At 71.5% G+C, this 13,505-nt stretch carries 13 protein-coding genes; 7 read left to right on the top strand and 6 right to left on the bottom strand.

What is annotated here, in order from left to right:
- The first annotated feature begins 32 nt into the window (after positions 1–32).
- Both ASG05_RS07810 and ASG05_RS07805 read left to right on the top strand, forming a co-directional pair.
- The gene (locus ASG05_RS07810) at positions 33–1,766 is read left to right on the top strand and encodes an amidohydrolase family protein (protein ID WP_056259582.1); all 1,734 of its coding nucleotides are present in this window, start codon (positions 33–35) and stop codon (positions 1,764–1,766) included.
- A 201-nt stretch (positions 1,767–1,967) separates the two neighbouring features.
- Positions 1,968–2,594: an NAD(P)-dependent oxidoreductase gene (locus ASG05_RS07805; RefSeq protein WP_056259580.1), complete on the top strand. Its 627-nt coding sequence runs from the start codon at positions 1,968–1,970 to the stop codon at positions 2,592–2,594.
- 29 nt (positions 2,595–2,623) lie between these two features.
- On the opposite strand, the gene ASG05_RS07800 is transcribed toward ASG05_RS07805, so the two are convergent.
- A complete protein-coding gene (locus ASG05_RS07800; protein ID WP_056259578.1) occupies positions 2,624–3,028 on the bottom strand; it encodes a RidA family protein in 405 nt (134 codons plus the stop codon).
- Between the two features lie 155 nt (positions 3,029–3,183).
- On the opposite strand from ASG05_RS07800, the gene ASG05_RS07795 reads away from it, so the two are divergent.
- Positions 3,184–4,680 carry an alanine racemase gene (locus ASG05_RS07795; protein ID WP_056259576.1) on the top strand — a complete coding sequence of 499 codons (1,497 nt, stop codon included), beginning with the start codon at positions 3,184–3,186 and terminating at the stop codon, positions 4,678–4,680.
- Between the two features lie 94 nt (positions 4,681–4,774).
- Here ASG05_RS07795 and ASG05_RS07790 read toward each other — a convergent pair whose 3' ends face one another.
- Together ASG05_RS07790 and ASG05_RS07785 are read right to left on the bottom strand one after the other, a co-directional pair.
- A complete protein-coding gene (locus ASG05_RS07790) occupies positions 4,775–5,668 on the bottom strand; it encodes a hypothetical protein (RefSeq protein ID WP_056259574.1) in 894 nt (297 codons plus the stop codon).
- Between the two features lie 101 nt (positions 5,669–5,769).
- Entirely contained in the window at positions 5,770–6,948 is a 1,179-nt protein-coding gene (locus tag ASG05_RS07785) for a hypothetical protein (protein ID WP_157490129.1), read from the bottom strand.
- A 78-nt stretch (positions 6,949–7,026) separates the two neighbouring features.
- On the opposite strand from ASG05_RS07785, the gene ASG05_RS07780 reads away from it, so the two are divergent.
- The 4 genes from ASG05_RS07780 to ASG05_RS07765 all read left to right on the top strand — a co-directional run bounded on the left by ASG05_RS07780 (position 7,027) and on the right by ASG05_RS07765 (position 11,725).
- Positions 7,027–7,275: a DUF4287 domain-containing protein gene (locus ASG05_RS07780; RefSeq protein ID WP_056259570.1), complete on the top strand. Its 249-nt coding sequence runs from the start codon at positions 7,027–7,029 to the stop codon at positions 7,273–7,275.
- A gap of 321 nt (positions 7,276–7,596) precedes the next feature.
- The gene (locus tag ASG05_RS15835) at positions 7,597–9,108 is read left to right on the top strand and encodes a GTP pyrophosphokinase family protein (protein WP_369814048.1); all 1,512 of its coding nucleotides are present in this window, start codon (positions 7,597–7,599) and stop codon (positions 9,106–9,108) included.
- Positions 9,109–9,263: 155 nt separating this feature from the next.
- Positions 9,264–9,932 carry a response regulator transcription factor gene (locus ASG05_RS07770; RefSeq protein WP_056259564.1) on the top strand — a complete coding sequence of 223 codons (669 nt, stop codon included), beginning with the start codon at positions 9,264–9,266 and terminating at the stop codon, positions 9,930–9,932.
- The gene (locus ASG05_RS07765; RefSeq protein ID WP_235491438.1) at positions 9,929–11,725 is read left to right on the top strand and encodes a HAMP domain-containing sensor histidine kinase; all 1,797 of its coding nucleotides are present in this window, start codon (positions 9,929–9,931) and stop codon (positions 11,723–11,725) included. Before ASG05_RS07770 ends, ASG05_RS07765 begins: the two co-directional genes overlap by 4 nt.
- Positions 11,726–12,049: 324 nt before the next feature.
- Here the strand turns inward: ASG05_RS07765 and ASG05_RS16590 are convergent, their stop codons facing one another.
- From ASG05_RS16590 to ASG05_RS07750, 3 genes are all read right to left on the bottom strand, one after another.
- Positions 12,050–12,280, bottom strand: coding sequence for a hypothetical protein (locus ASG05_RS16590; protein WP_056259563.1), 231 nt, complete (start codon positions 12,278–12,280; stop codon positions 12,050–12,052).
- Between the two features lie 217 nt (positions 12,281–12,497).
- Entirely contained in the window at positions 12,498–12,884 is a 387-nt protein-coding gene (locus ASG05_RS07755; RefSeq protein ID WP_157490128.1) for a hypothetical protein, read from the bottom strand.
- 116 nt (positions 12,885–13,000) lie between these two features.
- Entirely contained in the window at positions 13,001–13,390 is a 390-nt protein-coding gene (locus ASG05_RS07750) for a hypothetical protein (protein ID WP_157490127.1), read from the bottom strand.
- Positions 13,391–13,505 lie beyond the last annotated feature (115 nt).

The raw sequence follows: 13,505 nt of genomic DNA, 5'->3' as shown, positions 1-13,505 counted from the left end.
TGCAATCGTGCGCTGGTGACGGTCGCGGCGACGTGACGACGCTGGTGCTCGTGGGCGGCACGGTCTGGGACGGCTCCGGAGGCGCGGGTCGCGTCGCCGACGTCGTCGTGCGCGACGGGGTGGTCTCGGCCGTCGGCCCCGGGGCGGCGGCGTCCGTCGGTGGCGGGCACCGCGCCTCCTCGTCCGGGGCCGGTGGGGCGATCGGGGCCGCCGGGGCCGCCAGCGGGGTCGAGGTGATCGACGCGACGGGGCTCGACGTGCTGCCCGGCTTCGTCGACGTGCACGCGCACGACGACGCGGCGTTGTTCCGCCCGGGCGGGGTCGAGCCGAAGACCGGGCAGGGCGTCACGACCACGATCGTCGGCAACTGCGGCCAAGGCGTGGCGCCGTCGCCGGTCGACCCCGGCGACCGCTCGCTCGCGGACTACTCGAGGCCGGTGCTGGGGGAGTTCCCCCGCCGGACCTGGCCGACCTTCGCCGACTACGTGCGGACGCTGGCCGAGGGCGACGCGGACGGGCGGTTCGGCCTGCACGCGGCGACGCTCGTGCCGCACGCGCCCCTGCGGGCGGCCGTCGTCGGGTTCGAGCGCCGGCCGGCCGACCGCGCCGAGCGGTCACGCATCGCGGCGTCGGTCGGCGAGGCGCTCGACGCGGGCGCCCTCGGCGTCTCGCTCGGCCTGATGTACGCGCCCGGCGACGCCGCCGACCGGCCCGAGCTCGTCGCACTGGCGCGCGAGTGCGCGGCGCGCGGCAAGCTGCTCGTCGCCCACGTCCGCAACGAGGCCGACGGGTTGCGCGCCTCCGTCGACGAACTGGCGTCGCTCGGGCGCGAGACCGGGGCGGCCGTGCACGTCAGCCACCTCAAGGTGACGGGTCCGCGCAACGTCGGGGGCATGCCCGCGGTCGTCGAGCACCTCGACGCCCTGCGCCACGACGGGGTCGACGTCAGCGCCGACGTCTACCCCTACGACGCGGGCAGCACGACCGTGGCGTCGCTCTTCCCGCCGGCGACCGCCGACCGCGGGGTCGAGAGCCTGCTCGAGGCGCTGCGGCCCGGCACGCGCTCGCGACGACAGGTGCTCGACGGGCTGCTCGAGCCGTGGACCGGCTCGACGCTCGAGAACCAGTACGCCGCGATCGGGCCGTCGCGCATCTCGCTGGCCGGGTTCACCCGGCCCGAGCACGAGCCGTTCGAGGGGCGATCGTTGTCCGACGTCGCGGCGGTGGTCGGCGCCGACCCGCGCGAGGTGCTCGCCGACCTCGTCCTCGCCGAGCGCGGGTCGCTGACCGTCATCGTCTTCCACACCGACCTCGAGGGCATGCGGACGGCGCTCGCCTGGCCGCACACCCTGGTCGGCTCGGACGGCCTTCCACGCGAGACCGGCACCGTGCACCCGAGGCTGTTCGGCACCTTCTCGCGCGTGCTCGACACGTACGCCGGTGCGGGGACGCAGGCCGTGCTGTCGCGGGGCGAGGCGATCGCTCGGATGTCGACCCGCGCCTCCTCGCGGTTCGGGCTGGGCGCCGGCCGGCCGGGCGGGGTCGACGGCGGGGTGGGCGGCGGCGGTGGCTTCGAGCCCGGTGGCGGGGCGGAGGGTCGCGCCGTCGGTCGCGGAGGAGGCGCGCTCGGCGTCGCTCCCGGGGCCGTCGCCGACCTGCAGCTGATCGACCCTCGGGCCTACGTCGACCGGGCCACCTACACGACGCCCCGGCTCGGCCCGTCGGGGCTGGTCGGCCTCTGGGCTGCCGGTCGCCGCCTCCGCTGACCCCGCCCTGCAGAGCCGGCCCCGCGGACCCCGCCCCGAGCACCAGGCCGGCGCACGTCGGCCTGCCCGGTTCGGCCGCCCCCTGGTCCGGTCGACCCTCCCCGCGACGCCCTACCGCCCGGCCGTCCAGGTCGTCGATCGGGTTCTCCCGGCCCCGCCCCGGCCGGACGGTGTTCGCTTCGATGAACGACAGGAGGCGCGATGAAGGTTCTGGTGCTGGGTGCGACCGGAGGCACGGGCTCGCACGTGCTGCGCGTCGCGCTGTCGGCGGGGCACGACGTGACGGTGCTCGTCCGCGACGCCTCGGCGCTCGACGTGACCGACGGCGTGCGGGTGCTCACGGGCGACGCGACCTCGCCGGACGACGTCAGGGCGGCCGTCACCGGGCAGGACGCGGTGCTCAACGCGATCGGTTCGCGCAACATCCGGCACCCGGTCGAGGTCGAGGTCGGACGGGCCCTGCTGCCGGCGATGCGCGAGGCAGGGGTCGACCGGCTGGTGGTCTGCTCGGCGTTCGGCGTCGGCGACAGCCAGGACGACGCGAACACGCTGCAGAAGGTGTTCTTCCACACCGTGCTCGGCAAGGTCTACGCCGCGAAGGAGGTCGCCGACGCCGAGGTGCGCGAGAGCGGCCTCGACTGGACCCTCGTCTACCCGACGCGGCTCACCGACGACCCGGCGACCGGGTCGCTCGCCACGGGGGAGAAGCTTCCCGAGGGGCGCGGCATCCACGTCACCCGGGCCGACGTCGCTCGTTTCATGCTGGCACAGCTGACCGACGCGACGTGGTCGCGGAAGACCGTGGTGGTGACGGGCACGGCGGACTGAGCCCGCGCCTCCTGCGGTCTCGGCGTGCCTCAGCTGAGGACGGCGAGTGCGTCGATCTCGACGAGCATGGCCTCGTTCGGCAGCTCGACGAAGACCGTCGTGCGGGTGGGGAACACGCCGCTCGGCACGTTCTGCAGCAGGTAGGTCTCGTAGGCGGCGTTCATCTCGGCGAAGTCGTCTCGCGTCGTGAGGAAGACCCGCAGCGACACGACGTCGTCGAACGTGCCGCCGGCGCCCTCGACGACGGCCTTGACGTTGTCGAGCGTGCGGACGGTCTGCGACGTGAGGTCGCCCGCGTGCAGGTACTCGCCCGTGCCGGGGTCTTGCGGCCCCTGACCCGAGACGCTGAGGAACCCGTTCTTGAGCACGCCCTGCGAGAAGGTCGAGATGGGGGTCGGTGCGCCGCCGGTGCGGACTTCGGTCTTCTCGCTCACGGGTCTGCTCTTCTCTGCTCTGTCGTGGTGGTGCTCGATGGTGGATGCGCCCCCCGGGTGATGTGTCGCGTGTCGGGGGTGCCTGCCAAGCTACCGTCAGGCACCGACTCACGGCCTGAGCGCTCCACCCCTCCACCCGCCCGTCGGAAGGCACCATGACCACCTCGCCCCTGGCACCGTCGACCCCGGCCCACCCGTCGACCAGCAAGGTCGGCTTCGGTCGCGAACCGCGTCCCGTGCCGCTGATCGACCTCGCGACCCCGCTGCTGACCCTCGACCTCGACGCCCTCGCCCACAACGTCGACACCATGGCCGCCTGGTGTCGGGAGGCCGGCGTCGACCTGGCGCCGCACGGCAAGACGACGATGGCGCCCGAGATCTGGCGGCAGCAGCTCGACGCCGGGGCGTGGGGCATCACGCTCGCGACGGCCTTCCAGGTCGCCGTGGCGCGCGAGGCCGGGGTGCCGACCGTCGTCATGGCGGGCACCGCCTTCGCCCCCGCGACCCTGGCGGCGCTCGCCGCCCCCGGGGCCGACGTGCTGATGTGGGTCGACTCGGTCGAGACGGTGCGGTTGGTCGACGCCGGCCTGGCTCGGGGCGAGGCCGAGCGGCCGTTGGCCGTGCTGGTCGAGTTCGGGTCGCCGCTCGGGCGGACGGGCGCTCGCTCCGTGCGCGAGGCGCTGCTCGTGGCCGAGGCCGTGGCGGCCGCTCCGCACCTCGTGCTGGCCGGGGTCGCCGGTTACGAGGGCGCCCTCACGCACGACGTCGACGACGCGGGCCTCGCCGTGGTCGACGACTACCTCAGGGGTCTGCTCGACGTGCTCGACGGCATCGGGGCGCCGGCGTTCGACGACTGGCTGGCCTCCGGCCACGACGTCGTGCTCACCGCGGGCGGCAGCGTCTACTTCGACCGCGTCGTCGCCGTGCTCGGCGGCCGGCACGACCCCTCGGGGCTGCAGGGCCCGCGCACGCGGGTCGTCCTGAGGTCGGGCTCGTACGTCGCCCACGACCACGACCTCTACCGACGGCTGACGCCCTCCGCGCGCGGCACGACGGCCGACGGCCCAGGAGGCGCGGGTGGCGTCGACCCCGACGTCACGGTGGTCGTCGGCGACGGTTCGGCCGGGGCGCAGGCCGATCGCGAGATGGGCGGGCCGACCGACGGCGAGCTGACCGGGCTCGACGGCCTCGTCGAGGGATTCGGGGCCGGGCGCTCGGGCGGGGTGCCCGCCGGGCCCGGGCCTCGGCGGACCGGGCTCGCGGCCGGGCCTGCGTTCCGACCGGCCCTCGAGCTGTGGGCGTCGGTGGTGTCGCGTCCCGAGCCCGGCCTGGCCTTGTTGAACGTCGGCCGTCGCGACACCTCCGACGACGAGGGGTTCCCGGTGGCGCTCGAGGCGTGGCGTCCTCAGGCGGCCGATCGGCGCCTCCCGGGGGTGCTCGACGGGTCGCACGTGTCGGCGCTCAACGACCAGCACGCCTTCTTGCGGCTCGACCCGTCGTCCGGCCTGCAGGTCGGCGACCTGGTGCGGCTCGGCGTCTCGCACCCCTGCACCACGATCGACAAGTGGACCGAGATCGCCACGGTGCGGGGCGCGGCCGACCGCCGTGGGGTGCCGCCCGTGGTCGAGGGCGGCATCACCACGCGGTTCTGACGGACGCCGACGGTTCTGACGGTCGCCGGCGGTTCTGGCGGACGCCGGCGGTTCGTGCGGACCCCTGCGGTTCGGGCCGCAGGGGCCGGGCGGCCTACGAGCCCGAGCCCTCTTCGATGCCGGGCGTCGCGGCGTCCGTGGGCGTCGGGGCGTCCGTGGGAGGGGTCGGTGCGTCGGTCGGCGGGGTCGGGCGGTCGGAGTCGTCTCCGCCGTCCGCGTCCTTCTCGGGTCCGCCCTTGCCGGCGGGGCCGTGGCCGTGCCCGGGGCCCTTCGGGCCACCGTCCGCAGGGCCGTCGGCCGGAGCGCCGTCGGCGGGGTCGGGCAGGGCTTCGCCGTCGGGGCCGGTGCCGGGGGTCGGCAGGGCCTTGCCGTCGGGGCCGGTGCCGGGGGTCGGCAGCGCCTTGCCGTCAGGCCCCGTGCCGGGGTCGGGCAGGGCTTCGCCGTCGGGGCCGGTGCCCGGGGTCGGCAACGTCTTGCCGTCGGGACCGGTGCCCTCGGCGGGACCGCTGCCGTCGGCCTCGTCACCGGGGGTCGGCGGGGTCGGTGCGTCCGTCGGTGCCTCGGTGGCGCCGTCGGACGGGTCGGTGGTGTCGTCCTGGCCGGGGGTCGCGGTCGACGAGGCGCTGACGGTCGAACCGTCGGCGTTCGAGACGGCGACGGCCGCGCTCGTGCCGACCAGCGCGAGGCCGGCCGCCGCGATGCCGATGCCGACGAGCAGGCCCTTCTTCGGGCGGCGGCGCGTGCTCGACTCGGCGCGGAACGCACTGCCCTCGGTGGGCAGTTCGCGGGTGCGCTGGTCGTCCGCGACGATCGGTCGGGTCGGGGCGGTCGGCTGACCGGGTGCCGCGGCGGGCAGCTCGGTCGTCGCGCGGGCGTCCTCGTCCTCGTCCTCGCGGCGGAGGCGCTCGGCCCATGCGTCGTCCTGCGAGGGGGCGTTGTCGTCGAAACGGTCGTCGTCGCGGCCGCCGGGGGTGATGTCCTTCGCCATGGTGTCTCCAGATCTCGGTGCCGGGCCAGCCGCGGTGCGGCTGGCGGTCGGGTCGTTCCCGCCGGCAAGCACCACTCTCGGAAGCGAATCTGAAGCGGGGCTTAAGTCGTGCCGTCCACCACGACGCCGCGGGCCACCGTGCGTTCCCCCTCGAGCAGCGTCACCGGGTCACCGGGTGCGACGAGATCGCCGAGGTCGACCTGCGCCCAGAAGCGGAGCTCGACCCGGTCGCGGCCGTCCCCGTTCCCTGCTCGTGAGCAGATCGCCCCCAGCAGGACTCCGTCGAGGGTCGCCTCGCCGGCAGAGAAGTCGGGGTGGCCGGAGCCGAGCCAGACCAAGGGCCGATAGCTGAGGTCGGGGCGGAGGCGACTTCGGACGTCCGACGGCTCGAGCCCCCACGTGACGTCGGCCAGGACAGGCGGTGGAGACACGCGCCTACCGGTGGGCGGAGCGGGAACGGGGCGCGGGTCGGACACCGAGGCGCCCCGGAGGACGAGGGACAGACGCGACGCCACCTCGTGGACCACCGCCTCGTCGAGTCCGGGCACGTCGGCTGCCGGCCGACCGGCCGGTGGCCCCGCCTTGGCCACGCGCCGGACCGCGTCCGCGACGAAGTGGAGCTGATCGACCCGGACGGCGAACCACGGGTCCGGAGCCGCTCCGACCCCGACCGGGTGGTCCTGCTCGAGGGCCCAGGCCGTCCAGCCGATGCGTCGCACCCCCACCGAACCGACACCAGGAGGACCCGGCGCGGGCGCATTCCTCGCGGCCCGATCCGCTCGGCGCGCCCAGGCGAGTGCCGTCGACGACGACACGCGGAAGAGTCCGTCCCGGTCGTCCGTGAAGGGGCTGACGACGACGGCCCGCAGGGCGCTCGACATCGTCACCAGATCTGCGGCCGTAAGTGCGACGACGACCTCGCGTTCGTCGCTGGTCGCGTCCTCGCCGCGATCCTGGGCGAGCAACAGGTCGAGGGTCTCGTCGACGTCGACCCGCCGCAGGACCGGGACGAACGGGGGCTCCCGGAGGTGCCTCACCGGCCGGGCCGTGGGGCTCGTCGGCATCGCGGTCGTCGCCGTCGGCGGGCCGTCCCGCTCGGCGACGACCGTCAGGAAGAACCAGAGCGAGACCAGGAACGCTCCGAAGCTGACCGCCCCGACGACTCCCGATGCCGCCGGCCAGGCGGCCGACACCAGGCCTCCGGCGCCGAACGCCCCGAGGGAGACGGCCGCCGTCACACCACCGGCGATCAGTTGGCGCCTTCGACGTTCCCTCGACATGAGGTGACCCTAGGGGAAACGGGCGGCTGCGAAGCGTCGACCCCGCCTGTCACCGTCCCGGGCTGCTACCGTCACGACATGTCCGAGCGACGCGTCCTGGCACCCGAACCGCCCGACGACGGCCAGACCGTGAAGGGACCGGCGTCGTACTTCCCGAGCATCGAGCGCACCTCCGGTCGGCCGATGCAGGACTGGCTCGACCTGGTCGACGCACGCCTCGACGAGCACGCGCACATGCAGGTCGTGGCGTGGCTGAAGTCCGAGCACGGTCTGGGGCACGGGCACGCCAACGCGATCGTCGCGTACGTGCGCCACGCCCGCGGCTGACGCGAGGACCCGGGTGACTAGCACTGCTGATTTGTATCGCCGCGGCGGGACCGCACATCGTCCTTCCAGTCACCGCCTGGCCGTAATGAGAACCTCTCAGACAATTCTTAGGGCAGCCGCCTTGCAGAAAAGATCGACGCCGCCAGGATTTTCCATTAGTGGCCGCCCGAGAAGCGCATGAAGACGACGCCAACTCGCGCCGTCCGCAATTCACCCGGACCTGTCCACTCTTCACCCGTTTGAAGTGAGCATGAGGGGTCGTCATGTCGTTCCGTTCCTCATACTCTTTGGCAATTCCATGTCGGCGCTGCAGTCATTTCGGTGACAGCTGGGTCAGGCGACTACATCTGTCTCGGAGGCGACGTGTCAGCGTCAAAAAAGCAACCCGTACCTGTGGGCTCATTTCCTTTTACCTACGACGAGTTTGCAGAGTGGTACGACTCGTTATCTAAGAGTCGCTTACAGCCCGCGAGGGACACATTTACACGTGTCCTCAACGAGATCTTGGATCAAGAACTCAGTGACGTCGACCGATTGAGAATCCGAGTCTCACACTCGCGTATTAAGGACGCAACCAGGCTCTGGAACAAAATGCTGAACGAGCGATATGTGCATGACATCAGTAAGCTCGAAGACATCCTCAGCGTGATTGACGATCTCGTTGGTGTGCGAGTCACGTGCAACAATCTCGTGGACGTCCGCACATTCAAGAATATCATTGTCGCACTTGAATATGTCGACGTAGACGAAATGCCTGCCGGGCTTTGTATAGATCCCAAAAGTGAGAAGAACCATGCGAAGGACTCTGGATATCGGGCGTACCACATCAACTTGCATACGCTGATCCAAGCTAGGAATGGTTGGAGTCCGGCCCGAGGCGAGTTGCAAGTGAGGACTCTGCTGCAAGATAGCTGGGGTGAACTAACACACGAGGACACATACAAACCCGGTAGCCACATGCCACAGTTGGTGACGAAGTTTGCCAAGCGTATGGCGGACCTCTTGGCTACCGTCGATGACTTGGCCCAGGATCTCCGGAATGAGCTTGATGAGCTTGCGCAGAGAGATGCTACGGGTGAACCGGACGAGCGAGTCGCGTCGGACAGCCACGATGACGTGAAGCCAACGGCGGTCGAGGATGTACGGGAAGCGCTCGTAGCCGAAGCGCGAAAAGTGGTAGGGGCGCTTACAAAGCCTGCCTCGCTTGCCCAAGTCGCCTGGCAAGTCCAGGCCAATTTTGGTCGGGAGGTGACTGCAAACTGGGGTGGGTTCGGGACTTTCAAAGAACTCATTCGGGCTGCAGTTCCGGACGTTTCCATTGTCGACATTCCACCTGGAAGGGTGTTGCCGGCGAACTTCCCTTCAACTCTTGTGGCGTCGGAGCGAGAAGCAGCTGCAAGCTCGGGGACCCCGCCCGAAGGTGTGCCGCTCGTTGTAAATACTTTGAGGCAGCATGATTCGGGCGTTCCCCTTCTGAGTTCGGAAAAAATGTCTAAAACACTCGACTTTGTTGTCGACGCTTTGTCCCCGGCTGTGTGGGTAGAGCTGGGACTTGAGGACGGCATCCTCGGAATCAGCCAAATAAATCAGCTTGCGAAGCGTGTGCGAGACGAAGTCTCAGGGCAAGACTTCGTCCCATCTCGAAGCAACCTCGATTACATCTTTAAATCTTTGTACTTTTCGCAGAATCTTCGACCTGGTCTAGACAAAAGCGCCATAGGTCGCATACTTGCTGACTGGTTCTTCGCCAGGGCCTTGAAGTACGGCCTAGTTCAAGACCCCGTAAGTGAACGCGACGAGCTGAACGACTGGTTGGAGGAGGCCACGAGATAGCGAGCCCCTAGCTGCTGAGATACGACGTCGTCGATCGCGCCCATGTCTGTCTCCTGTAGGCAATAGCCCGTTTTGGGCGAGGTAGCGTTCGATCTCGGAGTTGCCGCACAGCCCGTCCATAGCCTCCGCCCACCCGCCGCACCTACCGTGCGTGGATGCTCAGCCCCGCCCGTGTCCTCGTGATCGACGACGACGAGACCATCCGCACCGCCGTCGTCACCGCGTTCGGTGCCGAGGGCTTCGCCGTGCGCGGCCTGGCCGACGGCTCCGACCTGCCCGAGCAGCTCAAGGCGTTCGTGCCCGACCTCGTGGTGCTCGACTGGATGCTGCCCGGCGCGAGCGGCATCCGCCTGGCGAGCACGATCCGCACCTCCTCCGACGCCGCCGTCGTCATGCTGACGGCGCGCGACGAGGTCGACGACCGGCTGCGCGGCTTCTCGGAGGGCGTCGACGACTACGTGGTCAAGCCCTTCGCCGTGGCCGAGCTCATCGCGCGCGTCACGGCCGTGCTGCGCCGTCGAGGTCGCATCCCGTCCGTGATCGAGGTCGGTGACCTCGTGGTCGACCCCGAGGCGGCCCGCATCACGCGCGGCGGCGAACCGCTCGACCTCACCGCGACCGAGTTCCGCCTGCTGGGGTTCCTCGCCGAGAGCCGCGGACGCACCGTCTCGAAGACGCAGATCCTCACCCAGGTCTGGGGCTACGACGTCTACGACCCCAACCTCGTCGAGGTGCACCTCAGCGCCCTCCGCCGCAAGATGGAGACCCACGGCCCCCGCCTGATCCACACCGTCCGCGGTCTCGGCTACCGGATGAGCGCGTGACCCGGCCGCGCCGCGCCTCCTTGACGACGGGCGAGCCGACGCGCCCGCACGACGCCCCCACGCGCCCCCGAGGAGGCGCGGGTCGGGCCCCCGACGACACCGCACCCGGCCTGCGCACCGGCTCGTTGCGCGTCCGCACGGTCGTCGCCGTGCTGCTGCTGCTCGCCGTCCTGCTGGCAGCGCTCGCCGTGACGGTCGAGCTCACCCTCGGCCAGCGCCTCCGGGCCCAGGTCGTCGACCGGCTGTCGGACCGGGCCGCGGCCGCCGCCGCCCTGGTCGGCACGGTCGACGGCGACGAGCTCGCCGACCGCCTGTCGGCCCAGGGGCTGTCGGTCGTCATCCGCGACGCGAACGGCGACGCGATCGTCGCCGGTCCGAGCCCCGAGCAGCTGCGCGAGGGCCCACCCGCACTCGGCGAGGGAGGCCCCGGTCCCGCCGGCCCGGCCTCCGGCCTCACCGACGGACCAGGAGGCGCGGGCACCGACGCCGACGGCAACACCGGTTCCGGCTCCTCGTCAGACGGCTCCTCGGCGACCGGTGACTCGGCGACCGGTGACTCGTCGACGGGGGCCGCCCCCGGGGACGCAGCCGGCGCCTCCTCGTCGGACTCGGTCACGGTCAGCTCGTCCGAGGCCAGGAGCGACGACGAGGTGACCACCCTCGTCTCGCAGCTCAGCGACGGCTCGACGATCACGCTGACCACCGACTCGCGGTCGGTCGGCGAGACCCTGGTGCAGCTGCGCTGGGTGATGATCGGCGCCTCCGCGGCGTTCCTGCTGATCGCGGCGATCGGCCTGGCCCTCGTGGTCCGGGCGACGCTGCGACCGCTCGACCGGATGACCGGCGTGGCACGGTCCATCGCGCACGGGGACCGCGGCCGGCGCCTGCGCCCCGCCCGACGCGACACCGAGATCGGCCGCGTCGCCGTCGCGTTCGACGAGATGCTCGACGGCGTCGAGGGGGCCGAGCGGGCCGCACTCGACGCCGAGACGCGGGTGCGGGCCTTCGTGTCGGACGCCGCCCACGAACTGCGCACCCCCGTGGCGGGGATGCGCGCCGCGGCCGACACCCTCGTACGGTCGCCCGGCACGGCCGACGAACGCGAGCGCCTCGCGACGCACGTGGTGCGCGAGGCCGAGCGCGCCTCCCGGCTGATCGACGACATGCTGCTGATGGCGCGCGTCGACCAGGGCATCTCGCTCGACGTCGCACCCGTCGACCTCGGGGCGTCGCTGCTCGCCGACGTCGAACGCCAGCGCCTGCGACGGCCGTCGCTCGACCTGCGCGTGGTGCTGCCCGACGGGCCGGTCGTGGTCGCCGCCGACGCGGGGCGCGTCTCGCAGGTCGTCGGCAACCTCGTCGACAACGCGGCCCGCGCGACGGGTGGCACGGGGCAGGTGACGCTGTGGCTCGACGCGTCCCGGGCCGACGAGGTCTCGGTGCTGGTCTCGGACGACGGCCCGGGCGTGCCCGAGGGCGACCGCGAGCGGGTGTTCGACCGGCTGGTGCGACTCGACGAGGCCCGACGGTCCGGGGACGGAGGCGCGGGCCTGGGCCTGCCCATCGCCCGCGGTCTCGCCCGCGCCCACGGCGGCGACCTGGTCTGCGAGGCCCCCGGGTTCGGACGGCCCGGCGCGGTGTTCCGGCTGACGCTGCCCGTCGCGGTGCCCGCGGTGCGGGCCGGGTCGGAGGACGCTGCCGTGGCTCGCGCCTCGTCGCCCACGGCGGCGCCCGGGCCCGCGCCCGCGCCCGCGCCCGCGCCCGCGCCCGCGCTGCGTCGCACCGTCAGGTGAACGTCGCACCGCCTCCATCGGCGGTGCGACGTTCAGTCGGCGGTGCGACGGCGTGCTGGTCGCCCGGGACGCAGGTCGAGCGTGTACGACGCGCGAGGGGACCCGGGGCCGAGGTCGCACCACGCTCGCGTCATCGAACCACGCCCGTGATGGTTCGACGACGCGACGGTGGTGCGACCTCAGCCGCCCGACGACCGGGTAGGGGGCTCAGGGCAGGGTGATCGCCCCGGCGGGCAGGGTGGGCACGTCGCCCGGCCATGGCCCGAGGGTCTGCGTGGCGTCCTCGACCTCGATGCGCGGTGAGGCAGGGCCGCCGTTCGAGTCTTAGAGCGGGAGCCCCGCGTCGACCCCGACCTGGTACCAGTTGGTGGACGAGAGGGGATCGAGGAATCCGACTCCGATCGACGAGTTCGGTCGACGGTCGTCGACGGACCACGCCGTGTCGAACAGGTACCTCATGACCGCCTCCTGATCGGTGACGGTGGCCGTCGACGGGAGTGACACGAAGACCCGGGTGGCCGTCGTCGCCTGGAACCCGTTGTAGGACTTCGACAACTGGATGTCGACATCGGCGAACCCGAGAGCTTCGAGTGCCGCCGTGGCGTCATCGCGTGACTGGCCACCACGCTCCGACGGTCCAGACGCGCAACCCGACAGGAGCACGAGGAGAACGAGAGAACCACTCAAGGTCTTCATCCGCTGTGATCGACGTCTCATCACCACCGAAGACCCTTTCGTGGGTGAGCTGACCTGCTCGATCCATCAGGCGCGCTCACGGCTGCGTGATGATCCCGGGGGGAGCGTCCGGGACGTCGCCCGGCCACGGGCCGAACGCCGTGGTCAGGTCGTCCGTCGACGCGGAGAAACGTGAACCGTCGAGCATGTCGAGGGGTGTGAAGCCGGCAGTCGTCGCGGCGTCCTTCCAGTCGACGGTCTCAGCGGGCGATCCTCGGAAACCGACGGAGACGACGTCACTCGGTTGACGCGGCCCCACGCTCCACGCCACCCCCAGGACGAACGTCACGAGATCTGAGGCATCTTGGGCGACACGGCCGTCGGTGAGCGTCATCTCGACCGCCACCCTGCTGCGGCGGTCGAGACCTTCGTAGCTCTGCGATGCGTCGACCACGGCCGAGTCCACGCCGTCGACGGTGGACAAGGTCAGTTCTGCGTCGTCAGCGGTCACGTTCGACGACGCGGGTGAACCGCAGGACGTGAGGAGCAGCCCGAAGGCGACAGCGGCGGCTCCTCCCGAGGCGATGCGCCGGCGACCGCTCACGGCAGGGTGATCGCCCCGGCGGGCAGGACGGGCACGTCGCCCGGCCACGGGCCGAAGGTGCTCGTCGCGTCGTCGACGCTCAGGGTGGGGTTCGTCGCTGACGTCCGGTCGGAGAGGGGGAGTCCGTCGGCGTTGCCGACGGCCACCCAGTCGATGTCTTCAAGGGCGCCCTTGAACCCCGCCGTGATGGAGCTGTCGGGTTCGACGTCGGACACGGACCAGGCCGTCCGAAGCAGGTAGTCGAGGACCGCGGCCTGATCGTTGATGACGGCGCCCTCGGGCAGGCCCACGAAGAGGTCGGTCGATTTCGTGCTCTGGAAGCCGTTCTGCGAGTCGGTGAGTAGTAACTCGACGTCCGTGAATCCTGTGCTGTCGAGATCGCCCAAGGCTGATGCTCGGCTCTGACCACCGTCCGGCACCTCGGCCGTCGTCGTGCAACCGGCGAGGACCGCCGCCACTCCGATCGACAGCGTGATCAACCGCAGCGACCTCACTCGACGA

Origin of the sequence: Frigoribacterium sp. Leaf186 (assembly GCF_001423905.1) — a bacterium.
Taxonomy (GTDB): domain Bacteria; phylum Actinomycetota; class Actinomycetes; order Actinomycetales; family Microbacteriaceae; genus Frigoribacterium.
This window is presented reverse-complemented; position numbering and strand designations above follow the sequence as displayed.